General features: G+C 58.5%; 16 protein-coding genes. 6 read left to right on the top strand and 10 right to left on the bottom strand.

The window, feature by feature from the left end; all coding sequences use genetic code 11:
- From PQU98_RS13790 to PQU98_RS13780, 3 genes are read left to right on the top strand one after another with little or no spacing between them, the layout of a single operon-like run.
- A complete protein-coding gene (locus tag PQU98_RS13790) occupies nucleotides 1-1,350 on the top strand; it encodes an NAD(P)H-dependent oxidoreductase (RefSeq protein WP_272745538.1) in 1,350 nt (449 codons plus the stop codon).
- Nucleotides 1,347-1,898 carry a dTDP-4-dehydrorhamnose 3,5-epimerase gene (rfbC, locus tag PQU98_RS13785; protein ID WP_272745537.1) on the top strand — a complete coding sequence of 184 codons (552 nt, stop codon included), beginning with the start codon at nucleotides 1,347-1,349 and terminating at the stop codon, nucleotides 1,896-1,898. Before PQU98_RS13790 ends, rfbC begins: the two co-directional genes overlap by 4 nt.
- A 16-nt stretch (nucleotides 1,899-1,914) precedes the next feature.
- A complete protein-coding gene (locus PQU98_RS13780) occupies nucleotides 1,915-2,883 on the top strand; it encodes a glycosyltransferase family 2 protein (protein ID WP_272745536.1) in 969 nt (322 codons plus the stop codon).
- Between the two features lie 153 nt (nucleotides 2,884-3,036).
- Here PQU98_RS13780 and PQU98_RS13775 read toward each other — a convergent pair whose 3' ends face one another.
- The 5 genes from PQU98_RS13775 to PQU98_RS13755 form a co-directional block, all read right to left on the bottom strand.
- Nucleotides 3,037-5,664: a glycoside hydrolase family 3 protein gene (locus tag PQU98_RS13775; RefSeq protein ID WP_272745535.1), complete on the bottom strand. Its 2,628-nt coding sequence runs from the start codon at nucleotides 5,662-5,664 to the stop codon at nucleotides 3,037-3,039.
- A 336-nt stretch (nucleotides 5,665-6,000) separates the two neighbouring features.
- On the bottom strand, nucleotides 6,001-9,459 hold the full coding sequence (locus PQU98_RS13770; RefSeq protein ID WP_272745534.1) for a TonB-dependent receptor domain-containing protein: 3,459 nt from the start codon (nucleotides 9,457-9,459) through the stop codon (nucleotides 6,001-6,003).
- Nucleotides 9,460-9,871: 412 nt separating this feature from the next.
- On the bottom strand, nucleotides 9,872-12,961 hold the full coding sequence (locus PQU98_RS13765; protein WP_272745533.1) for a TonB-dependent receptor: 3,090 nt from the start codon (nucleotides 12,959-12,961) through the stop codon (nucleotides 9,872-9,874).
- 214 nt (nucleotides 12,962-13,175) lie between these two features.
- Nucleotides 13,176-14,132: a FecR family protein gene (locus tag PQU98_RS13760; RefSeq protein WP_272745532.1), complete on the bottom strand. Its 957-nt coding sequence runs from the start codon at nucleotides 14,130-14,132 to the stop codon at nucleotides 13,176-13,178.
- Nucleotides 14,129-14,605 (bottom strand): RNA polymerase sigma factor, encoded by a 477-nt coding sequence (locus tag PQU98_RS13755; RefSeq protein WP_272745531.1) that lies wholly within the window; start codon nucleotides 14,603-14,605, stop codon nucleotides 14,129-14,131. Before PQU98_RS13755 ends, PQU98_RS13760 begins: the two co-directional genes overlap by 4 nt.
- Before the next feature lie 121 nt (nucleotides 14,606-14,726).
- Between PQU98_RS13755 and PQU98_RS13750 the strand changes: the two genes are divergently transcribed.
- The 3 genes from PQU98_RS13750 to PQU98_RS13740 are packed head-to-tail and all read left to right on the top strand — an operon-like array spanning nucleotide 14,727 to nucleotide 17,454.
- Nucleotides 14,727-15,074, top strand: coding sequence for a hypothetical protein (locus PQU98_RS13750; protein WP_272745530.1), 348 nt, complete (start codon nucleotides 14,727-14,729; stop codon nucleotides 15,072-15,074).
- A 51-nt stretch (nucleotides 15,075-15,125) separates the two neighbouring features.
- Nucleotides 15,126-16,754, top strand: coding sequence for a copper resistance system multicopper oxidase (locus tag PQU98_RS13745; RefSeq protein ID WP_272745529.1), 1,629 nt, complete (start codon nucleotides 15,126-15,128; stop codon nucleotides 16,752-16,754).
- Nucleotides 16,738-17,454, top strand: a complete 717-nt coding sequence (locus tag PQU98_RS13740) for a copper resistance protein B (protein WP_272745528.1) — start codon at nucleotides 16,738-16,740, stop codon at nucleotides 17,452-17,454. The genes PQU98_RS13745 and PQU98_RS13740 overlap by 17 nt, the downstream gene beginning before the upstream one ends.
- A 105-nt stretch (nucleotides 17,455-17,559) precedes the next feature.
- On the opposite strand, the gene PQU98_RS13735 is transcribed toward PQU98_RS13740, so the two are convergent.
- The 5 genes from PQU98_RS13735 to PQU98_RS13715 form a co-directional block, all read right to left on the bottom strand.
- Complete coding sequence (locus PQU98_RS13735; RefSeq protein ID WP_272745527.1) at nucleotides 17,560-20,721, bottom strand: efflux RND transporter permease subunit; 3,162 nt, start codon at nucleotides 20,719-20,721, stop codon at nucleotides 17,560-17,562.
- A gap of 13 nt (nucleotides 20,722-20,734) precedes the next feature.
- Nucleotides 20,735-22,003, bottom strand: a complete 1,269-nt coding sequence (locus PQU98_RS13730; RefSeq protein ID WP_272745526.1) for an efflux RND transporter periplasmic adaptor subunit — start codon at nucleotides 22,001-22,003, stop codon at nucleotides 20,735-20,737.
- Nucleotides 22,003-23,280 carry a TolC family protein gene (locus tag PQU98_RS13725; protein WP_272745525.1) on the bottom strand — a complete coding sequence of 426 codons (1,278 nt, stop codon included), beginning with the start codon at nucleotides 23,278-23,280 and terminating at the stop codon, nucleotides 22,003-22,005. Before PQU98_RS13725 ends, PQU98_RS13730 begins: the two co-directional genes overlap by 1 nt.
- A gap of 68 nt (nucleotides 23,281-23,348) precedes the next feature.
- A complete protein-coding gene (locus PQU98_RS13720) occupies nucleotides 23,349-23,753 on the bottom strand; it encodes a hypothetical protein (RefSeq protein ID WP_272745524.1) in 405 nt (134 codons plus the stop codon).
- Nucleotides 23,754-23,804: 51 nt separating this feature from the next.
- Entirely contained in the window at nucleotides 23,805-25,217 is a 1,413-nt protein-coding gene (locus tag PQU98_RS13715) for an alkaline phosphatase D family protein (protein ID WP_272745523.1), read from the bottom strand.
- Between the last annotated feature and the right edge of the window lie 25 nt (nucleotides 25,218-25,242).

Genomic DNA, 25,242 nt, shown 5'->3' with positions numbered 1-25,242 from the left:
ATGATCATCGTCGATACCGCCCTAAAAAAACGTCACGCTGACAACAAACCGATCCGCGTTGCCCTGGTCGGCGCGGGCTTTCAGGGCCGCGGCATAGCGCTGAAAATCATCACCGCCACCCCTGGCATGGTTCTGGCGGGCGTCGCCAACCGCAACCTCGATCCGGCCCTTGCCGCCTATCGTGAGGCCGGGGTTGAGCCAGAAACTGCGGCCACCAAAGCCGAAATCGAAGCCCTGATCCGTGAGGGCAAACCGGTCGCCACCACCGACGCCATCGCACTTTCGACCGCTGACGGCATTGATGCTGTGGTCGAGGTGACCGGCTCGCTTGAATACGCCGCCCATGTGGTGCTGGCCGCCATCGAAGCCGGTAAGCATGTGGTACAGATGAATGCCGAACTGGACGGCACCATCGGCCCGATCCTTAAGGCGCGCGCCGATGCCAAAGGCGTGGTCTATTCGTTCTCGGACGGGGATCAGCCGGGCGTGCAGATGAATCTGGTGCGCTTCGTCGAAGGTCTGGGCGTCAGGCCGGTTCTGTGCGGCAATATCAAGGGCCTGCACGACCCTTACCGTAATCCGACCACGCAAAAGGCCTTTGCCGAAAAGTGGGGGCAGAAACCGGCGATGGTGGCCTCCTTTGCCGACGGCACCAAGATTTCGTTCGAGCAGGCCATTGTCGCCAACGCCACCGGCATGACGGTGGCAAAACGCGGCATGGTCGGCCCTGATTTTTCCGGCGGCAATCCCGGCGCCCCGCTGGTGCCGCTGGAGGACACCGTCAGCGCCTTTGCCGAGCATCTGGATCGCGTGCTGGCGCAAGGCGGTGAAGGCATAGTTGACTATGTTGTGGGCGCCCGCCCCGGCCCCGGCGTGTTTGTGCTGGGCACGATCGACAATGCCCGTCAGCAGCATTATCTGAATCTCTATAAGCTCGGCACAGGCCCTTACTATTGTTTCTACACCCCCTACCACCTCTGCCATTTCGAGGTGCCAACCTCCGTAGCGCGGGCAGTTCTGTTTGATGATCCTGTGCTCACCCCAAAGGCCGGGCCGGTTGTGGGCGTTATCGCTCTGGCCAAAAAAGACCTTGAGGTCGGTGAAACGGTCGAAGATTTCGGTGGCTATGAAGTTTATGGCGTTGCTGAAAACATCGATGTCATCCGCCGTGAAAACCTGATCCCGATCGGTCTGGCGCTGGGGGCCAAATTGCGCCGGTCTGTGCCCAAGGATCAACCGCTGACCTTTGATGACCTTGACCTGCCGTCGGGCCGCCTGATCGATCAGCTTTATGCCGAGCAGGAGGCTATGTTCGCGCCTCAAATGGCCATAGCCGGAGCCGCCCAATGATATTTCACGAAACCACCCTCAAAGACGCCTGGCTGATCGAGTTGCAAAAACGCGGCGATGAGCGCGGCTTTTTTGCCCGCACCTATTGCGAGACCGAATTTGCGGCTCATGGCCTGATCACCCGCTACGTTCAGCAGAATACGTCGTTTTCCAAAGAAAAAGGCACGCTGCGCGGCATGCACTTTCAGCGCGGAGAGGCCGCCGAGGCTAAGCTGGTGCGCTGCCTCAAAGGTGCGATTATGGACATCATCGTCGATCTGCGCGGGTCATCACCGACCTATATGCAGCACCAGGCCTTTGAACTGACGGATGAAAACCGTCATCAGCTCTATGTGCCGCCGGGCTTTGCTCATGCGTTTCAGACCCTGACCGATGATGTCGAAGTCAGCTATCTGGTGTCATCGCCCTATACGCCGTCGGCCGAAGGCGGTTTGCGATATGACGATCCGGCTTTGGGTATAGACTGGCCGGTGCCGGTCAGCGTGATTTCGGATAAGGATCGCGTCTGGCCGCTACTGTCGGCTGATGCCGAACCGATTTTTGCGTAAAGGCCGGGAGTAAGCGATGGGTGGCAACTTCCGGTTAATCAGTGATACGGCGGCCAATCCGGTGGGTACAGGCCAGCCCCTGATCACGATTGCTATAACCACAAACAACCGTTCCCAAAAGGCTGCGGAACTGATCAACGCCTTGCGCCCGCAACTGGACCCTGAGCGCAATGAGTTACTGATCATCGACAGCGGTTCTGATGCCGAGCACGCTCAGGCTTTGATAGAGACGGCGCAAATGCCGGGGTCAAACGCCGCCCGCGTGCGGCTGGTCCGGCTGGATATCTCCGGCTCCTCCCGCGCCCGCAATCTGGCACTGGCCTGCGCACATGGTAAATGGGTGGCGTTTATCCATGATGACGCCCTGATCTCCGATGACTGGGTACAGGCCTTGTTCCACGCCATAAACAACGTGCCGGAAAACTGCGCCATCATCGGCGGGCCGGTGATACCGGAATTCGATGGCGACACATCACATCTGACCGATGCCTGGCGCATCCTGATCTACCCCTACCCCTCGCGCGAAGGCGACTGCACCCTCAATCCGATGGTCACCGGCGCCAACCTTATGGTGCGCCGCGATGTGGCCATCACCGTCGGAGGGCACGATATGACCCTGGGGCGCCACGGCGACCTGTTGCTGAGCGGCGATGAACGCATTATGGTCAACCGCATCATCGCCAACGGTTGGCGGCTGTGGGTATTTGCCGAAATGGCCATCCGGCGCATAATTCCCGCGGATCGCCTGACCCTGAAATGGGCCAAGCAACGCATGTTCTGGGAAGGCGTTACTGAGCGGCGTGAGGCACACCTGATGGGCAACACTCCGGGACTTGGCCGAAATCTGTGGGTGAGCCTGAAACTGGCCGGCCATTTCCTGATGTCCTTCATACCGATCAATACCGCCAGGCATCATCTCAGCCTGGCATGGCATGAAGGCTATATTCACGAGTGGTTATTCCCCGCCCGAATTCCGCCCGCCTGAGCCGCTTTCGGCTTTACCCTCAGATCATTATGTTTTTGATAGAAACATAATGATCTGAATTTTTTAGTCCCTCGCCGGGCGGTGGCCCCGCCACCTAGGCCGCCGCCGGGGTGGCGGCTTGAGGGGTATGATTCCAGTAGAGATCATTCCGCTCTAGAAAGCGCTAAGGGCTTTGGTGCCGGACACGGTGAGCGTGGCCTTTGACCCGGCAACGTCGGATACCGGCTGACCGCCTCCGACCCACACATCGACCGGCCCGGCGTCCAGCACCCGCTCACCACCGGCTGTGACCACACTGATGGCCTTGGCATCGAGCATGAACCTTACCGTTTTCGTCTCCCCGGCCTTGAGGGCGACCCGCTCAAAGCCTTTCAGGGCGCGGATCGGCGCATCGGCACCGTTCCGTGACACATAAAGCTGCACCACCTCATCACCGTCACGCTTACCGGTGTTGGTCACATCGACACTGACGCGCACCGGCTGACCGGCTTTGATCTTGGTGCGATCCAGTTTGAGCTTGCCATAGCTAAAGGTCGTATAGCTCAGGCCATGACCGAAGGGATAGAGCGCCTCACCGGCAAAATAGCGGTAGGTGCGGCCGTCCATGCTGTAATCCTTGAACGGCGGCAACTGGTCGGCGGATTTGTAGAATGTCACCGGCAAACGCCCCGCCGGACTGAAATCACCGGCAATGAGCTTGGCGACCGCATGGCCGCCCTCACCGCCCGGATACCAGGCCTCAATGATAGCGGGCAGGTTTTTATCGGCCCAGTTGACGCTCATGGCGCTGCCGCTCATCAGCACCAGAACCACCGGTTTGCCCGTCGCGTGCAGGCGCTCAATCAATTTTTGCTGCGGCTCCGGCAAGTCAAGGCTGGTGCGATCACCACCGGCAAAGCCGGGCGCCAGCACCTTCATTTCCTCGCCTTCGAGACGGGCGGTAAGTCCTGCGGCGAATACAATGAGATCGGCATCCTGCGCCGCGGCCATCGCCTTGGTGTCATTGGCGCTGGGCTGGCTCCATTGCAGGCGGTGATCGCCACGTTCGCCCTTTTGCGCGGCTTCGATGCGGATCTTATAGGTCTTACCGGCCTCCAGCGGCACAGCCGTATCCGACGTCGGCCAGGCGATATCCCAGACATCGGCAATCAGCTTATCGTCGATCCAGACCCGGTATCCGGCATCACCGGTGTAGCGGAAACGGTAACCGCCGCTCTCGGTCGGGCGGACATAACCGCTCCAGCGGACGGAGGCCTCACGCGCCTGACGGGTCGGCCAGCCCCAGCGATACTGGGCATTGACCACTGTGGACGTGGCGACCGGTGTGCCTTCGGGTTTGGGGCCGCTGAAGTCTTCGAGTTTCAGGCCCGGCGTGGCGCAGGCCGCGTCCTGACAAAAGGCACTGTCCGGCACATTCTCCAGCGGTGGCGCGACCCAGCCGGTGCCCTCGACAAAGGTCACCTCGGCATTGGGATAGCGCGCCTTCAGGCCCGCATAGATGGTGACCGGCTTTGAGGGTGTGCCATTATAGTTGCCGACCAGCGCCTCAACACTGTTGGCATTGGGGCCGATCACGGCGATACGGCGCGGATCACCCTTAAACGGCAGCAGGCCATCGTTTTTGAGCAGCACCAGCGATTTTTCCGCCGTCTCCAGCGCCAGAGCGCGGTGTTCGGGCGTGTCGTAATCGGTCGGCTTGATACCCGCAAACGGCCCCGTATAGGGCTGATCCAGTAAGCCCAGACGATAGCGGATTTCAAACAGGCGGATCAGGGCCTGATCCAGCACCGCCTCGCTCAATAAACCTTGTTGGACCGCATTGACCGTAGTTTGCGGATCGAAAGTCTTGTTAGACACGAAATCGCAGTTGAGGTCGGTTCCGGCCTTCCACGCCACCGCGATCGCCTCTTCCGGCGTTTTGACATAGGCATGGGATTTCGGCAGGTAAAAATCGGCAATCGCGGCACAGTCGGAAACAATATGCCCCTTAAAGCCCCACTCCGTTTTCACACGGTCGCGCATATAGGGCGTATAGCCACAGGCGGGAACACCGTTGACGGCATTATAGGCGCACATGATCCCTTCGACGCGGGCTTCGGTAATCGCGGCATGAAACGCGGGCAGGTAGGTGTCGATCTCATCGCGCTTCGACGGGTGAATATCGTCGAAATGGCGGTCGGCTTCGGGGCCGGAATGGACCGCCAGATGCTTTACGGTCGCTGCGGTTTTGGGATGAGCCGGATCAGGCCCTTGCAGCCCCTTGATGAAGGCCACGCCCATGCGTGAGGTCAGGTGCGGATCTTCGCCATAGGTTTCCTGTCCCCGCCCCCAGCGCGGATCGCGGAAAATATTGACATTGGGTGACCATACGGTCAGGCCCTGATAGCGCTTGGTGCTGCCGTCGGCTGTGCGAAACCCAAGGTTCTTGGCGCGAAATTCGGTGGCGATGACATCAGCCACGCGCTGCATCAGCGGCGTGTCCCAGGTCGCGGCCAGTCCCACCGCCTGCGGGAACACCGTCGCCTCTCCGGCGCGCGCCACCCCGTGCAGGCCCTCATTCCACCACTCATAGGCGGGCAAACCCAGACGGGGCACAGCGGCCGCATTATTCTGAATCTGAGCCGCTTTTTCCTCAAGTGTCAGGCGCGACACGATATCTTCTGCCCGCGCCTGCGGGGTCAGGGTCTGCGTCTGATAAGGCGCAGGCGTTTGTGCCATTGCCGGTGCCGTCAGTGCAGCCAGCATAACCGAAGTCAAAGCCATCGTGCGAAAGGTTTTCATGATTTCACGCCCTGTATTTTATAATTTTCGCACGCAGCCTAACCTAAAAAAGAGCAGGTTGCGATCGGGATGACGACACAACCTGCCCGCACGTTAAATGGTCAGCAATTTTCGCGCGTAGTTTAGGAAGAAGGCCGCCCCAACGGGAAGGAGAGGACGGCCAGAGATGAGCGCACCAGTATCGTGAATTCAAAGTTCGCATCATTTTGATATCAAGTACAAAGCGAACTTTGATTTCAAAACAATACTAGAATTCAGTTAGTTACTAGTGTCCTGTTGAATCTGAAATTCGCTAAAGCTTGATATAGCCATGAGGCGAATTTCAGATTCAGGACACTAGTACTTATAGCGCAACCCAAGCCTGAAGTTCCGACCGGTTGAGCTGTAGGAGGTCAGCGCAGGGTCGGTGTATGCGTACTGACGTCCGGTCTCATTGGTCAGATTGAGGGCTTCGAACGTGATATTTACCCGCTTGATCGGTGCATAGCGCATCGACATATCGACATTGGTCGTGCCGTCGGTGATGCCGAACTCATTGATCAGCGGTGAGTTACAGGCCGAACCATTGGCCTGAAGCCCCGGATCGCAGCTTCCGACGCCGATCGGATAGGTCTTATAGAACTCATCACGCTTGGCGACAGAAACGCGGGCATTGAACTTTTCGGTCTCATAATAGAGGGTGAAATTCATCCCCTTGGGCGAAGACCCCAGCCACGGCCCCGGCGCCCAGGTCGCCGGACGGGTCACCACGCCGGTACCCGGTGTGACACTGCCCGGATCGATCAGGTACTGGAACTCAGACTCCAGCTTGGTCATATTGAACTGGACACCGAGGTTTTTGAAATACCACGGCAGGAAGGTCAGATCCTGCTGATAACTGAACTCCCATCCCTCAAGATAACCGCCCGGTGTGTCGCGCATCTGGCGGGCCTGAACCAGACCGTCATTATCGATCCAGGCCCGACGGTTGACATCGCCGCCGGTCAGGCCGGGGAACTGAAGCTTTAAGGCCGCACGCTCTTCGTCGGTCAGGAACTCAGACAAAGCCCCTTCATAGAAAATCGTCTGCGGGAAGGAATCGATCTCCTTGCGGAACCAGCCGAGGCTGATCAGACCGCCCTGAGTGAAGTACCACTCCGCCGAGACATCAAACGACTTACCGCGATACGGCGCCAGTTTCGGATTACCGACCGAGAGCGTGCCATAGGCCGACAGGTCCGTACCGGACGGGATATTGATCGCGGTGATCTGCGGGCTTAAGACCCCCAGCGACGGACGGGCCATGACCTTGGCGGCGGCGGCGCGGATATAGAGGTTTTCAAACACCTCAAAGGTGACGTTCGCCGCCGGCAGGGTATCAGTATATTCGTTATGGCCGGTAACGATGCGGCCGACCGTATTCTGACCGATCGAGTTGATCTCGGTCTTGGCCTGACGTACCCCGATATTACCGGACAGACGACGCCCGCCCAGAACCTCATATTTGAAGTCTAACTGACCATAGAACGAGTCGTTTTTCTCAGAGACGTTGTAGGCAGCACGGCCGCGCTTGGTGGAAATGCGCCAGTCGCCATATGCGTTGACGCAATCACACATAAAGCCAAAAGTCGCATCGAAGGCTTCGAGATTGGGCACGAAGAAGCTGGTGACCGTCCCTTCCTGAAGATCAAGCCCCTGCCCGAATTCAACGATGTTGCCCAGTGAAGCGACGCTGACGCCGGCTTCTTTTTCGGTCGGATTGACGATATCGCTGCCGCGCGTCCAGTTCTGGGTAAAGAAGTCGAATTTGCGCTGGGTCGCGCCAAATTTGAAGGTCAGATGCTCGGTCAGATCGTAGCTGAAATCGGCTTTCCAACCCGCATATTCGTTTTCGGTGACGCTGCGGTAGTGGCGCATGGCCGACAGCCCCTTGACGATACCCCAGTTGGCCGGATTGGCCGCATCAAAGCCCGGATCGAACACCGGCAAAGAATCCTTATTGCGCTGATCCCAGGTGTAGGTTTCCTGCGCATCCAGCCGATTGAACTCGACCAGATACCCGTGCTGGTCATTGCTCGATTTCGATGCCCCGACGGCCAGTTTACCAAACAGGCGCTCACTGAACTGATGGGTCAGTTCAAACGACACCTGCGAGAACTCGGTCGTATAGACGCCCCGGTCAGCGCCGGAACGCCAGTCGACATTGGAAAGCTCAAGATAGGTGGCATTCTGGCCTTCGACTTCTGCGGCCAGAACCTTGGTCGACGGACGCCCGATCAGATCGCCGCGGAACGGCAAGGTCGCCGCAGGGCCCGCATAGCCGGGGGAATTGACGTTGGTGTAGTATTCATACGGATCGAGATTTTTGGGGTTAAGGCTGTAGGTATAGCCCGCCGCCGGTGTGGTGCCGTAAATTTGCTGGCCGCAATCATAACCGGCATTGAGCGCATCTTCGACCGCGAACGAACACCCGCCGGGATAGAGGGCGCGGCGCTGGGCATCGGTCATGGCGGTGCCTGAGCGTGCGGTGGCGGTCGGCACGTTGGCCCCAAAGGCATAGGCCGCATTGGTGTTGTTGCGGTTCAGGCCAACGGCACCCAACTGGTAATTGGTGCTCTCACTCTCAAACTTTGAATAGAGGAAATCGACCGACAGGCGGGTACGCGGGGTGATCTGCGCCTGAAATGCTGTGGTGATCCCCAAACGCTCGGTGTCGACATTGCGCTGACTGACAGAGGCCAGAGCCGGAAAGCGGATCAGGGAATCGTTACAGCCGGGCGACGTGGGCGTCAGGTTTGCCACTGGCTGGGACGTTGTCGTCGCACAATTCGGATGCAGCTTGGCATAGGCCGCCGGATCGGAACCGGTCAGTTCCGCATAGGCCAGAGGATTGGCGACCGGATTATAATAGTTGGCCGGATTGGCCTTATAGGCCGTAAGTGCGGCCCCCGTGACGTTAGCTGGCGCCGGAATCAGCGCGGTAAATACAGTCCCGGTCGGAGCCGCGAAACCGGCGCGCCCCGGCAGTTCGTCACCGGTGAAGTCTGTTGAGCGATAGACATATTCCACGCCACCGGGGCTGCGGGCATAGTTATCGTCTTCGGACGACCGCTTGGCCCAGGCGACCGATCCCAGAAAGCCCAGACGCCCGTCGGCCCAGCGGCGGGAGAACAGGCCGGTCACGCGCGGGCTGCTTTTGCCGCTGTTCTCATAGTATGAATTTTCCGCCGAAAAGGCGATGGCGCCGGTCTTAAAATCAAACGGACGCCCGGTGATCAGATCGACGGTCGCGCCCAGCGAACCTTCGTCGGCTTCGGCGGATGAGGACTTGCGCACCCGCACCGAACTGAACAGCTCAGACGCAAAGGCGTTGAAATCGAACGAGCGTGACCGGTTGGGGCTGCCGTCGGCATTGTTGGCACCGCTGGTCGACAGGGCTTCCATATTGTTGATACGCACCCGGCTAAAGCCGCCATCAAGACCGCGCACGCTGATGGTACGGCCTTCGCCATTGTCCCGGTCGATGGAAATGCCGGGGATACGCTGCAGCGATTCAGCCAGGTTCGAGTCCGGGAAATCGGCAATGTCTTCGGCGTCAATCGCATCCATGATGACATCAGCATTCTTCTTGCTGCGCAGCGCACTTTGCAATGAGGCCCGGTAGCCGGTCACGACCACTTCGGTCACATTGTCAGCCGGTGCAGCCGGTGCGGCTTCCTGCGCCATGACACCGGTGGCAATCATAAGCGCACCGGCCGAAATTCCGGCCAGCAATATCCCGCGCGCACCTGCGTGCGCCTCCCTTTTGATTTTCATTTGGCATTCCCTGTTGTTTTCGCGTTCGCTTTGTATCGAACTTTTCGCACCACCAAGCATTGGCGACACTATTTGTAATTTCAATACGCAAATTATCGTATATTCGACAATGTTAGCGCTAACCTATTTCGTTTTGCAAGGCAGTAAATGAAAATAACGAATCTCATTTTATGCAAATTAAACCAGTGTTGCACGATAACAACTGTTTAAATTATAAATTTAAACACAACAATACACGAACAATACTTTAGTATTGCACGGTATAAATAAAATAATTCATTGCACATCTGAATGGCACATTACGGCGCAACCCGGCGAACAGTGCCTTCATCTCAGAAGACATCCGGGGATGGAAAATCAGACAAAATTTATGGAAATTATCTCAGGCAGGTGCGCAACACCCCGACAGGCCTTAACGGCTGTAGCGGAAACCGACATAAAGCTGGCGGCCGCTGTAGCGTGCATCCCCGACCAGATGGGCATCGGTCTTGTCCCAGGTGACATTGGGCTCATTCGACAGATTAAGCCCCTCCAGCGTCAGGGCCAGTCTGGGCGTCAGGCGATAGGTGAACGCCGCATCGATATAGGTCGCGGCTTCGATCCCGCCCGCATCGGCCCCGTATGAGCCCGGCACACTGGTCAGGTACTCGTCCCGGTAATTGACGGATATCCGCCCCTCAAAACGGGCGCGTTCATAATAAAGCGTGGCATTGTACGATGAGCGCGATACGTTGGTAAGGTCTGCAGAAATCAGCGCCGGGGACACATAGTTGGTCGTAAGGTACTCCAGCGAACTGTTGACATAGGTGTAGTTCAGATTAACCCCGAAATCGCGCCAAAAATCATGTAAGGCGGGGCTGAGCCCGGACAGCCGGTTCTGATAATAAAGCTCCACACCGCTTAGCCGACCACCGGGTGTATTGACATATTGCGCGACTGAAAATTCATCCTGCGCCGACACGCCCGTGCCTTCGATCAGACTGAGCGGCAGATCCGTATCTGAAAACCGCGCTATATAGGTGCGGTTTTGAATGTAATTGTGAAAGCGTTTGTGAAACAGCGCCACCGACATCAGGCCACCCCCGCCGGGGTAATATTCATAGCTGGCATCAAAACTGGTAGCCCGAATGGGATCAAGGTTCGGATTACCGGTTGTAATCTGGCGGCGCCCGCCGCTCACCTCCACCGTGGTTGCGGTCGCAATGGCGGCCAGAGGCGGCTTGGCCACCACCTCCGCCCACGACGTCTTAAGGTATGTCTGCTCATTCCACTTCATCATCAGGTTTACCGACGGCAGCACATCGTTATAGCGGCGCGCGGCAGATGACATGTAGGTGTTTGCGGCCCCGCCCGCGCTTCGGGTCAGGTAGAAATCGCTGTCCTGGCGGGTGCTGACCGCCCGGATCCCGGCATTGCCAAATACAGTCCGCTGAAACAGCTTTGTCCTGAACTTCAGCTTGAGATAGCCCGCAACCTCATCCTCATCCACCGCTTGATTCAGTGCCCGCGCCGACGGCGCAGAAGGTGACAGGGCATTACGCCCTGTGCCGGAATAGAGGTCATAATAGTCCACAAAAGCCGCCACATCCGGCACCCGCCAGCAGCGCGGGCTCATCCCCGGCGGATTGATGTAACTTAAGCCACAAAAGATTTTGGTCAGTGCGCTAAGGTCTGTGTCCGGTGCCGGATAGCCACTTTCTCCTTCAGTGAGGCGGGAACCTTCGGAGCGGTATTTATAACGATTGACCTCAAGACCGGCCCCGATCTGCATATGATATGACAGATCGTAATAGGTGCGCAGTTTCCAGACATCATAATCATGACGCACACCATTGGGCCGCAACCTGATCTCAGGCCCGGCCGCCCCCGTTCCGCCGGCCTGAGTCACCACCGGCCCGAAGTACCAGTTGCCAGCGTCCGCAACATCAAAACCATAGTTTATATCCGGCCGCAGCAGGCCGTGCTCCCGCGTATCAAAGCTGTAGCCATCGACATTGAACCGGTCGATGTGCACGGCCAGATCCTCACGGTTATCAAACCGCGACCGCGACGCCGCAAAGGCCAGATCGAACCGGAATTTGTCGCTGACGTTTTCTTTGTAGAGGACCGAGTAGCGCTTAAAATCCGTGGTGAAATTATCGACGACCATTTCGGAGCGGACATCGACATTATCAAAGGTGCCGGCCCGAAGCGCCCCCTGCGGATCAACGAACACATCCCGCGCCACGATTTCCGGCTTGCCACCCTGCGTCGCACCACGACTGAACCCGATAGCCTCCAGAAAATAATCGCTGCGCTGCGTGGCATAGCGGGCGGCCATTAGGTTGACAGACAAATAGCTGGACGGGCGGGGCCGCCATTGCAGACTGGCGATAGCCCCGGTCCGCTCCACCTTGCCGATCAGATGGGTATAGCGGTAAAAGCGCGGATGAAACACATCCGGCCGGTTGAGCGCGCCGTAAGCGGCCTCAGCCTTCGTGAAATCGGCGGCGGGCACATCGCACAGGCCGCCTGTGCCCACAGTCGGCGCACAAAAGCCACCATCGGCCACCGCCGTGCTCCATCCGCCGCTGTTAACGCCCTGTATTTCCCGCGGGCTAAAAGTGTGCGCCACCGCCACCAGCACCCCCAGCTTACCGCCCATAAGCTTACGACTGTAAAGCGCCGAAATCCGCCCGCCGCTGCGATCGCTCAGATCATTGTAACCGGCCTGAGCATTAAGCGACACAACCCGGTCGGCAAAATTGAACGGCTTTGGTGTCACCAGATTAATGGTTGCCCCGATTGAGGCCGCCGATTCATCCGCCGTAGTGGTTTTGCGCACATCGATCCGGCTGAATAGCTCGGTCGGAAAGACATTGAAATCGAACCCGCGCCCCCGGTTGACCCCGCCTATCAGACCATCGGTGCTGGCCTGAGCCTCCATGTCATTAATCAGGACGCGGGTAAATTCCGGCCCCAGCCCGCGCACGGAGACGCTGCGCCCTTCGCCCTGATCGCGGGTGATGGCCACACCGGATATGCGCTGCACGGCCTCGGCCAGGTTATTGTCCGGAAACTTCATGATATCTTCGGCGACGATGCTGTCCAGCATCCCCGATGCTCCGGCCTTGACCCTGGCCGACTGACTCAAACTGCTGCGATAGCCCCTGACGATCACTTCGGGGATAGTCTCTTCGCCCACGCCCTGCGCGTCACCCTCATACGGCATGAGCGGCGGAGATACGGGCGGCGGTGCCATTTCCCGCTCAATCAGATAGGTTCCGGCCGGTGTGCGCGAAATCCGAAGCCCGCTGCCGTCCAGCGCTTTTTTTATCGCCGCGTCAGAGGACGCCTCACGGATCACCGGAGCCCTCAGGCCCGATACCAGTTCCGGTGAATAGGCGATGTTCACCCCGCCGGTTCTGGCGATTTCCGTCAGCGTTTTGTCAAGGGCTTGTGCCGGCAGGTAAAAACGTTCGCGCGCCTGAGCGGCCCCTGCCGCCAGCAGGGTCCAAACCATAAGCGCCCGAACCGTTGGCACTACGATCCGCCTCGCACGTTTTCGCGCACTCACTATTCTGGAGTCCATTCCTGCGACCTGCCCGGTGATCCTGCTGCCACCGGTGATTAATTAGTCACGATGATAACCGTAGCAAAACCCTAGCGCCAGACTCGGACAGTCATTTTAGACACGGGCGGTGTTTTTACCACGCCCCCTCATCACGACTTGCCGTCTATTCTGATATCTCAATCGCCTGCCCGCTATCGCGCACCTTCAGGTCATTCAGCCGCGCAACCGCCACCGCAAAATCAGCCGCATCCTGTGTGCCGAACACGCCAGAAACACGGATCGCAGCCACGGATGATCCTTTGAGTTTTATCGGCTTTGTCGCATAGCGGTTCATCTCCTGCGCCGCCGCCATCAGGGTTGTATTGGAAAACACCACCTTGCCCTGTTCCCAGGCTGTAACGGCGGCAATGTCAGGCTGATCGACAATGACCCGTTCACGGCCTGAGACTATGGCCCTCTGCCCCGGCGCCAGTATCACCGCGCCCTGTACGCTTTGGAACGGCTTCAAAGGCGTGCCGACCTCGACCCGTCCATGCAGCAGGGTCACCGACGTGGCCTCAGACAGATCACGGACCACAAAGGCAGTCCCCAGTGCGGTCACCCGCCCTTTGCCGGTCGTCACGGTAAAGGGCCGCTTAGCCTCAGGGGCGACATTAAAACGCGCCTCACCGGCGACCAGATGCAGATCACGCGCCCACGGCCTTAACCGCACCTCAAGCTTGGTGCCGGTGTTCAGAACCAGAACCGAGCCGTCGGCCAGGGTCACCGTGCGGGTTTGGCCGCGCCCGGTATCATAGATCTGCGGTCGGTCTGCCGCCCAGATTCCGGTCAGTACCGCAAGTCCGGCCAACCCTGCCGCCAAAGCCACCGTTACGCGCCACGCCTTTACATTGCGCGCAGGCATTGTGCGCCGCATGTCCTGAGCCTGTAATATCCGCGCGGCCCCCGGCAGGGATTCCCAAACGCCGGTCAGTTCGTCAAACGCCTCACGCCCCCCTTCGGTCTGACGCAGCCACTCCGAAAAGGCAGCTTCGGTGGCGGGGGTACGCGCCTCACTGTGCAGGCGTGCGACCCAGACAGATGCCTCCGCATGAACCTTCGATTTCAGGACATCACTCATTGGCCCACCCATTTCAAAAGCTCCAGCGTGGCTCTGGCGACCTGTTTTTCGACCGCCGCCACCGTCATGTTTTCCTCGGCGGCAATTTCTTTAAAACTTTTGCCGTCAATGCGGCGGCTCAGCAGAATACGGCGGGAGCGTTCCGAAAGCTGACCCAGCCCGTCGGCAAGCTGGCGCAACCGCTCCTGCGCCAGCATCACATCGTCAACGGCGGGCCGGTCATCCACGGCCACAGGCACATGGTCTCCCGCAATCATAACGGGGGAATTCAGGGTTTTGCGGCGCAGGTTGTGAGCCAGGTTTTTTGCGGTTGTCACAATCAGGGCCTCTTCTGACTTTACCTGTTCACGCCGTTCAAATTCACGCACCCGCAGATAGGCATCATGAACAATGTCCTCCGCATCCTGAGGCGCCGTCCCTTTGCGGACAATCACCCGGCGGGCCTTATCAAGAATGTCCTTAAGGTGCGACATGATGCCAAATTCCACGATGCTGCCATATAGACACCTGCGTCCGCGAAATCAGACAATCTATTTTTTAAGTTCGCGTGCGATATGTATTTCCCAAACAGCAGGATAGCTCTAATATATGATCATGTCGAAGCGCCTTTCCGGTTTCCTTAGTCTGGTGATGTTTGCCCTGGTGGCAATGTCCTCGACGACGTATGCGCATATGACGTCACCTGAGGCCGCGGTTCATCAGGTGGCTCAGGACGCCGCTGCCTGCCACGATAAAGATACCGCGCCCGTGAAACCGGTATCTGACTGTGCCGGTGCCTGCGACTGCGCCCTTACCCACTGTCCGGCCACGACCGGCCTGATCGGATCGGGGATTGACGGCGCGCCGGTGATCTATGGGGCGAGCTTAGCTTTGCCGCTCCGTGACGACACGCATGGGCACGGCCTTATGGTTGACGCGCCGGAGCGTCCCCCCAGAGCCTGATCAGAATAGATCCATCTGTTTTCTGATTTATCTGCTATCTGGACTCATCATATGAAACACGCAATTCTTGCGGGTCTTTTGGTGTGGGGGCTGGCGCTTATGCCCGCCACCTCGACCGCTGAAACCCGCGAATATACCCTGACGATCGCGCGTCAGGACGTCACCATCACCGGTGAAAAACTGAGCAAGATCACCGTCAACGGCACCCTTCCGGGGCCGGTGCTGCGCTTTGCCGAAGGCGATGACGCGGTCATCCACGTCAAAAACGCCATGAAGACTGAGGCGACCTCTGTGCACTGGCATGGGCTTTTGCTGCCCGGCCTGATGGATGGCGCGCCCGGCTATAATGGCTTTAAAGGCATAAAGCCCGGTGAAACCTTCACCTATCGATTTGAGATTCGTCAATCCGGCACCTACTGGTATCACGCCCATACTCTGGGGCAGGAACAGGAAGGGCTTTATGCCGGCATTATCATTGACCCCAAGGGGCCGGATCCGATCAGGGCCGACCGGGATTATGTCGTGCTGTTGTCGGATTTCAGCCGCGAAACCTCCGGCCAAATTCTCGGCAATCTTAAAAAGTCCTCCGAATATTATCAGTACAATCGCCGCACGCTTGGTGATTTTTTCAGGGATGTTCGCCAGCAGGGCTTTTCCAAAGCGCTCAAAACCTCCGGCGAATGGGGCCGGATGCGCATGTTGTCGTCCGACCTGTCCGATGTGACGGGCTACCATTTCCTGATCAACGGACTGACCAAGGATCAGAACTGGACGGGGATATTTACCCCCGGCGAAAAGGTGCGCTTAAGGTTCATCAACGCCTCGGCCATGACCATGTACGATATCCGTATCCCAGGGCTAAAGATGACAGTCGTCGCGGCTGACGGCCAGCCCGTCGTGCCGGTCGAAGTGGATGAGTTCCGTTTTGGCAATGCTGAAACCTATGACGTGATTGTCGAGCCTAAGGATGACAGGGCCTATACGATTGCCGCCGAATCCCTTGATCGCGAAGGCTTTGCGCTGGGCACCCTGGCCCCGCGTGTGGGCTTGCGCGGCGACATTCCGGCTCAGCGGGCGCGCGCCATCCTGACCATGACCGATATGAACATGGAACTGATGATGCGCGACGATCCGGATATGGATATGTCGGATCTGCCCGACAGCGGCTGGGCAAAAACCGGCGCGCCTGAGGGCACCACGACGCTCAGCTACCGCGATCTGAAAAGCCTGACACCGCAGACGGATACCCGTGAACCCACCCGCGATATTACGGTGCGTCTGGGCGGCAATATGGAGCGCTACATCTGGACGATCAACGGCAAGACCTTTGATCCGGCCGATGGTATTGAGACCGCCTTCAATGAGCGGGTGCGCATCATCTATATCAATGAAACCATGATGGCCCATCCCGTCCATCTGCACGGCATGTTTGTGCAACTCGAAAACGGGCAATCCACGGCCAGCCTGCCCAATAAACACACCCTGATTGTCCCGCCAGGGCAGAGGGCTTCGGTGCTTCTGACCGCCAATGAAGTCGGCACCTGGCCCCTGCATTGCCACCTGCTGTACCATATGTCGTCGGGCATGATGACCAGCTTTATCGTCCATGAACAGGGGACGATTGCCCCCTCTGAGGCGTCCTCCGCTCATAAGGAGGCCGGCCATGACCATCATGACTAAACCTCTTGTGATCGCGGCCCTGATGGCCCTGCCCGGCCTCAGTTATGCGGCTGAAAACGCCACCCACGATCATGTCGGCGCGACCTATCATGCGGTCCGGCTTGAGACCGATTATGGACGCACCAAAAGCGCTGATACCGCATCGTGGGACATTGACGCCTGGATCGGCGGTGACACCCACAAGCTCAAACTTATCAGTGAGGGAGAACTCACCGACGGCGACATTGAACACGCCGAAGTCTGGGGGCTCTACAGCCGCAATATCGCCACCTTCTGGGATGGACAAATCGGCGTAAGGTATGATGCCGAACCCAAAGGCCATACCTACCTCACAGTAGGAGTGGAGGGCCTTGCCCCCTATTTCTTTGAAACCGGCGCGCACCTGTTTATGCGTGACGATGGCGCGGTCAGTGCGCGTCTGCGTCAGGAAAACGAGTGGCTGCTAACCAATCGCCTGATCATGCAGCCCTATGCCGAGGTCAATCTGAACGCCAGAGAGGATGCCCTGACCGGCCTTGGCACCGGCCTGACCTCGGCGGAGATAGGGGTGCAAACCCGCTACGAATTCAGCCGCCGGTTTGCCCCCTACATCGATCTTCGGTATGAGCGCAAATTCGGGAATACCGCTGATTTTGCCCGTAGCAACGGCGAAAAGCCGGAAAGCCTCTCGCTTAATGCCGGTATTCGCTGGCTGTTTTAGCGCGGAATGATTTTTCAATGAATCATTCCGCTCAAGCCGCCATTGAGGCGGCGGCCAAGGTGGCGGAGCCACCGCCCGGCGAGGGACTAAAGATAACCCAGATCATTATGTTTTCCCCTGAAAACCTAATGATCTGGCATGAACCATCCGGTAAAGGGCCGGCAGCACCAGCAGGGTCAGCAGGGTCGATGAGATGATCCCGCCGATCACCACCGTGGCCAGTGGTCTTTGCACCTCCGCTCCGGCACCGACATTCAGCGCCATCGGCACAAAGCCCAGACTGGCCACCAGTGCGGTCATCAGCACCGGTCTCAGACGTGTCAGAGCCCCTTCAAAGATCGCGGCGTCCAGCGACTTACCCTCACTCAGCAGGCTGCGGATGAAGGTGACCATCACCACCCCGTTAAGCACCGCCACCCCGGACAGGGCGATAAAGCCCACCCCCGCCGAAATCGACAGCGGCAGGTCCCGCAGCATCAGGGCCGCAATCCCGCCGGTCAGGGCCAGCGGTACACCGGAAAAGACGATGGCCGCATCCTTAACCGACCTGAACAGCGCAAACAGCAAGCCAAAAATCAGCACCAGTGTCATCGGCACCACCCATTGCAGACGCTGAGCGGCCGAGATCAACTGCTCAAACGTACCGCCATAGGTGATCCAGTAACCGGCGGGCACCTCAACCTCGGCACCGACCTTTTGCTGAACCTCCGTGACGAATGAGCCCAGGTCGCGCCCCCGGACGTTGGCCGACACCACCACTCTTCGTTTGCCATTTTCGCGGCTGATCTGGTTGGGGCCGGTTTCAACCTCGATCCGTGCCACATCCTGCAAGGGCACAAAGCCGGTGGTGCGGCCATCCCCATCACGCAGCGGAATGCGCAGACGCCCGACCTCATCAATATTGGCGCGTATATTTTCGGGTAAGCGGACAACAATATCAAAGCGCCGGTCACCTTCGAAAATCTCTCCCGCCACAGTGCCGGCCATCGAGGTTGAAACAACGTCCTGAACATCGGCAATATTCAGCCCCATCCGGGCCAGAGCATTTCGATCCGGGGTGATTTGCAGCACCGGCAAGCCGGTCACCTGCTCAACCCCCACATCGGCAGCCCCCTCGATCCGGGAGATGACCTCTTCGATCTTATTCCCCGTCGCCAGCAGGGTCTCCAGATCATCGCCGTAAACCTTGATGGCCACATCGGCGCGCACTCCCGACAGCAATTCATTAAACCGCATCTGGATGGGCTGGGTGAATTCGTAGTTATTACCTGGCACTTCAGCGACCGCCTTTTGCATTTCCGCCACCAACTGAGCCTTGGGTTTGCGCGGATCAGGCCAGTCCTTGCGGTCTTTCAACAGAATAAAGGTATCAGCCACCGATGGCGGCATGGGATCAGTCGCCACCTCCGCCGTACCGATCTTGGCCACCACGCGTTCAACTTCGGGAAACAACTTGAGGCGTTTTTCGAGCACGCTTTGCATCTCGACCGCCTGCGACAGGCTGGTGCCGGGTATGCGCAGCGCGTGCATGGCGATGTCGCCTTCGTCGAGGTTGGGGATGAACTCCGACCCCATACGGCTGGCGGCAAAGCCAGCAATCACCACCAGAGCCACGGCCCCGCCGACAAACAGACCACGCTGGTTTAGCGCGACCGTCAGGGCCTTTTCGTAGACACTACGGCTGGTCCGCATCACCACGCCGTCTTTTTCCTGCACCTTGCCGGTGACAAACAGGGCAATGGCGGCAGGCACGAAGGTCAGCGACAGGATCAGCGCCGCCGTCAGGGCCATGACCACCGTAATGGCCATCGGGTGGAACATCTTGCCTTCGACGCCGCTCAACGCAAAGATCGGCACATAGACCAGAGTGATGATCAAAACGCCAAACAATGACGGCCTGATCACCTCACTGGTCGCCTGCGCCGTCAGGGCAAAGCGCTCCTCACGGGTCAAAAGCCCGCCCTTAAGCTGTTGGGCATGGGCAAACCGTCTCAGGCAGTTTTCAACGATGATCACCGCCCCATCCACGATCAGACCAAAGTCCAGCGCCCCCAGTGACATCAGATTGCCCGACACCTTAGTCTGCACCATGCCCGTAATGGTCAGCAGCATCGAAAAGGGAATGATCGCCGCCGTAATAAGTGCGGCCCGAATATTCCCCAGCAGCAAAAACAGAACGACAATCACTAAAAGTGCACCTTCCAGCAGATTTTTTTCCACCGTGTGCACAGCCCGTTCGACCAGATCCGTGCGGTCATATATGGCTTGCGCCACCACACCGGGCGGCAGGGCCTTACTGGCCTCTTCGAGTTTTTTAGCCGCCGCCTGCGCCACGGTGCGGCTATTTTCGCCAGCCAGCATGAAGACCGTGCCCAGCACGACTTCCTGCCCGTTTTCCGTGGCCGCCCCGGTGCGCAGTTCCTGGCCCATGCCGATATCTGCAACATCTGCCACCCTGACCGGCACACCGCTGCGATTAACGACGATTATAGAGGCCAGATCAGCAATAGTTTCCGCCCGACCACCTACCCGTATCAGATACTGTTCTCCGAACCGTTCGACATAGCCCGCGCCCTGACTGGCGTTGTTACGTTCAATGGCCGCAATAACATCCGACAGGGTGATGCCGTAGGCCGACAACCGATCCGGCAGAGGGGTCACATGGTACTGACGCTCAAAGCCCCCGATGGTATTGACCTCGGTCACTCCCGGTGTATTGCGCAGTTGCGGGCGGATCACCCAGTCCTGAAGCGTGCGCAAATCTTCGGCGGTCCACTCGGAGCCATCGGCTTTGCGTGCCCCCTCTTTCGCTTCGACCGTATACATGAAGATTTCGCCAAGGCCCGTGGCGATCGGCCCCATTTCCGGCGTCAGGCCCGGCGGCAGTTGCGATCTGGCGCTCTGAAGACGTTCATTGATTATCTGACGGGCAAAATAAATGTCCGTACCGTCTTTGAAGACAACCGTGACCTGAGACAGGCCGTAGCGCGACAAGGAGCGGGTATGGTCAAGGCCGGGCAGCCCCGCCAGAGCCGTCTCAACCGGATAGGTAATGCGCTGCTCGGTCTCCAGAGGTGAAAATCCGGCGGCTTCGGTATTGATCTGCACCTGAACATTGGTGATGTCAGGGGTCGCATCAATCGGCAGGCGCTGAAAGCTCCAGATACCAATGCCCGCAGATACCAGAACCAGCGCCAGAACCCACCAGCGATAGGTGATGGCAGCGGAAATCAACCGCTCAAGGACAGGCATTTTAGAAATTGTCATCTGATCCTCCCCCTTAGTGATCATGGCTCGCGCCGGACTTTTCGATGTCGGCACGAATGAGGAAGGCACCGTCGGTGACATAGGTTGAGCCGGGTTCAAGCCCGCCCAAAACTTCCGTCCACTCCGGCGTCTGACGGCCAAGGGTCAGCATCCTGACTTCGTAGGTGTTCTCAACCTTGACAAAGACGACCGTAAAGTCACGGAACCTTTGCAGGGCCTTGGTTTTAACGGCCAAAGGCACATTGACACTATTGACCGAAAACGCCCCCTCGATCCCCATGCCCGGGCGCAGGGTCTGCGAAGCTGAGGCCGGCAGATGGACGTGGGCCAGCAAGGTCTGAGTGGTCATATCAGCCGACGGCAAAATGGCTTCGACCTCGGCGTGCAGACGCGTTTCACCGGACAGGCTGCGCACTTCGACCGCCTGCCCCACGCGAACCTTTTCGGCATCGCGCGGATAGATAAAGAACTCGGCGTGCAGCTTCGTCGGGTCGGCAATGACCAGAAGGGGCCGCTCACCTGTAATATCGCCAACATTGGCATTCTTTTCGATCAGAATACCGCTCATCGGTGCGGGAATGGGATAGGTTTGCAGGCTCTCGCTTGATTCAACCCGCGCCAGAACCTGTCCTTTGCGCACCGTCTCGCCAATGCGGCCCGTTATCGACATGACACGCCCCGGATACCAGGCCCGCACCTCACTCTTGCCTTCAGGGGTCAGTTCTACCCGTCCGGAAATATCGACCCGTTCATCGATAGCCACTGGCCCCGCAACATCCGTTACCACGCCACCAGCCTGCGCGGCCTCGGCCGAAATCGTCGTGCGGCCTTCATACGACGCATATGCCCAGGTGTGGGCCTTACCGGCATGGTTCGCCACGACCTTAACATCGAACGAATGGGGCTCAGCCACCACGCCATCGCCGCGCAGATAACCGGATTGCGGCGCAAACTTAAAGCTGTTGCGAATATTGCCCAGACGCGTCAGTTCAATCGTCAGCGTCACCGATTGCGGCGCAACGGGTTTACCTTTCTGATAGGCATAGACCCGAAATTCCGGCTCAACACCCTGCTCAAAGATCGTGACTTCTACGGCGAAGTCGCCATCCCTCAACAACCGCCCCCCCTGCGGGCCGCGCTCAAATTCAGCGCTGTCGTCTGCGTGCTCTCCACCTTCGTGGTCATGGTCATCAGGGGCCGTCTTTTTACCGCAGGCCGTCACCGTAATCAGGGTACAGGCCGCGACAAACCCCATCAGGGTGCGTCGATTAACAGTTGTCATTATTGGGAATCCTTAAGGGCGACGAGGCCGGCATGGCGGCCATCCAGTCGGTTGAGCGTGGCCATATCCAGATGAAAGGCCGTCAAGAGGGTGAGGCGGCGCGCCTGTACGTCGGCCAGAGCATTGGCCGCCAGAGTGACGTCGCTGGGGCTAAAGCCGCCACGGGCGAAGCCTTCGCGCACCTGCGTCAGGGTTTTACGTGCTAACGGCAGGATGTCATGGTCGATGCGCACGACCTCGGCCCTGGCCATATGCAGCCGCCCCAGAACCTGAGCGCGTTCGCGAAGATGGGCTAACCGCTCCGCCTCTATATCGCTCTCGATGGCTGCCCGCTCAGCTTTCACTCTGGCGATATTGCCCCTGTTGGTGTCATAGCGTCCCAAAGGGATAGATCCGCCGATGACAAACGCCGCATCACGGCCTTCGTTGAAATAGCGCACGCCGCCGCGCACATTGATATCCTGAACCGACGCGGTCATTTCCGACTTCAGACGGGCCGTCATGACCTCCCGCATCAGGATCAGCCGCTGCATTTCGACGGTCGACTCTGGCGGCACATCATCCGTGGGCAGGCTGAGGTTTTCCAGTTGCCCGCTAACGTCAACGCCCCCCTCGCCCCAATAGGCCGCAAGGTTCCTTCGCGCCTCCGCCGATTTCAGGCGCGCGTTGTCCAGATAAAGCCGGGCCTGTGCCGTCAGTGCCTGTACGTGAGAGCCAGCAAACAAAGGATCGCGCGCGGCCTTGACCCGGCGCATCACTTCGGCTTCGGATTGGCGGGCGATATTCAGCCGATCCTGCGCCAGATTGATTTCAGCGTCGGCTTCCAGCACCGCCACCCAGGCTTTTTCCACGGCCTCCATCAGGTCAAGTTGCGCGATGACAGTATCCAGCCGCACAACGTCTATTTCAGTGCGGGCCACCGCAGCACGGGCCTGACGCTTGCCGCCGCGCTCTATCTTTTGCTCATAATAAACCGTCGTCTCCGAGGTATCGAGCATAGAATAATTACCGGAGCCGGCCAGGTTTTCGACCTCAAAACCGACAACCGGATTGGGCTTCACACCGGCCTGATCGGCAGCGGCGCGCGCCGCCTGTTCACGGGCCAGACCTGCCGCCAAGACCGGACTATGGGCACTGGCGCGACTTAAAGCTTCATTGAGCGTAAGGGTTTCGGCATGGCCTACGCCGCTAAACGCCATAAGGCAGGCGCCGAACAGCAGGGCGGCCACACGCCTGCCCCTGCGGCGCACCGGCGCCGGTTGAATAGTGAATATCATGGGAATATATCTTCTGAAAACTAAGCAGATGCAGACGCAAAGGGCATTTAACCCCTTACGCGGTTCAATCAGGCCCAGAGATCAGATTTCGGTGGTCGGTCCAGTCCGTGGATCACGGCCTCAGGCACACGGTCATAAATGCGTGCGGTATGCTTCACCTGTTCAACACGCGTAATGCCTCTGACTTGCGGGATGGCAACACACAAAAGATAAACCCCGCAGATATCGGGATGAATATGATCAGGCGTTTCCGGTGAGGTCGAGGGGACTGAGGTGGATGACAGATGCGGCTCATGGTGGTGGTCGTCGATTTCAACGACCGTAAACACCGACTGGCCGTGGGCGACAGCCCGCCCCAGATGGCTCAGATTATCCGCCGCATTCACTGACGTCGCCAGCATCAGACACAGCATCAGGCCGATCCCCAACAGGGTCGTCCAGCCTTTCCATGTCTGTTTGCGAGTCAATATCATGTCACTAAACTAGGCCTTTATCACCGTTCTGGCAAGTTCATCACCACGGGATCAATAATATCGCCCTGTGGTGACAAACCGCTGCCAGCGCGACTGAGATACCTTATCCAGTTTTTCAGGCCATGAGGTCTGCCCCGGTCTGAGGTCTGAGGCCCGCACGGTCACAGGCGCCCACACCGACTGCCCGCCTTCGTCCCTCAGGTCAAAGGTCACCGTTGGATCGGGCTTTGACAGGTCAAAATCAACCACACCGAAATTGACATCCTTAGGGTAAGCCTGCCGCACGCGCAAAACGGGCCGGTAATCTAAAAACAGGTCTTCGGTGTCCTGCGCCAGAGGTGAGCTTACGAATTCATAAAGGTCATAACCGCCCTTATCTGACCACGGCAGGCAGTTCATCTCACCGAAATGGGTATCGCCGGACAAAAGGATAACGCCGGTGATATTTTCCTTCATGATCAGGCCAAACAGGCGGTCACGTTCATGGGTAAATGAGGCCCACGAATCCGCCCCTACTGCCTTTGAGTCCGTCCAACCTGAACCCGAAACCAGCACCTTGAATGGCGCTTTGGAGGCGCGCAAACCCGCCAGCAACCAATCGAACTGCGCCTTACCCAGCATGGTTTTCTGCGGTGTGTCCGGGTCCATATTAGGGTCGCGGTTATAGCGCACATCAAGAAAAAAGAAATCGACGCCGCCGTAGCCATGCTTGAAAAACGTCCCCGGCACGCCGGTCAGGCCCGCCGCCGGATTGGGCCAGTATTGCTTAAACATCTTAAGCGCACCGTCCTTGTGCGGATGGCGGCGATCATGGTCGTTCAGGCCATAGTCGTGATCATCCCAGATCGCCAGTTGCGGTACCGAAGCCATAAACGATCGGATTTCAGGCAGATCGCGCTGACGGCGGTATTCTTCGGCCACCACCGATGGATCGGGACTGTCGGCATAGACCGCATCGCCCGCCCAGATAAACAGATCCGGCTGCGCCTGTTCCACTGCCTTCCAGATCGGCTGCACCGGATAGCGGGCGCGACGGGCACATGAGCCAAAGGCCATCCGAAACCGCGCGGGCTCTGAGGACGCGGTACGCAGGCGATGCGGCTCAAATCCCACCTCATCGGGGTTGGGTTTGCCATTGATCAGCACGCGGTAGGCATAGGTTTCACCGGGTGTCAGGCCGGTAAGACGATGCACCTGTGTGAAGTCATCATCGACGTTTGCGGTCAGGGCGGGGGTCGTCTTTGCCGCCGAAAAACGCGGGTCTTTGTCGTACTGGATCGACACGGCACAGGCGCCGCTGGCGCGCGTCCAGACCGTAGCTTCTGTGCCAGAGCACCACCCCAGCACCGGCCCCTGCATCAGACGCGGAATGCCGTCCCAGTGCACATTGGACTGCGCCAGTGCATTCAAAGGTGACACGGCAAACAGTCCGCTCGCAATAACGGTACGGCGATCCACAGACATGAGCCTCTCCTGAAAACAGTGATGG

Origin of the sequence: Asticcacaulis machinosus, from assembly GCF_028550435.1 — a bacterium.
Lineage (GTDB): Bacteria > Pseudomonadota > Alphaproteobacteria > Caulobacterales > Caulobacteraceae > Asticcacaulis > Asticcacaulis machinosus.
Note: the sequence above shows the minus strand (reverse complement) of the source record. Positions and strands in the feature narration are given on the sequence as shown.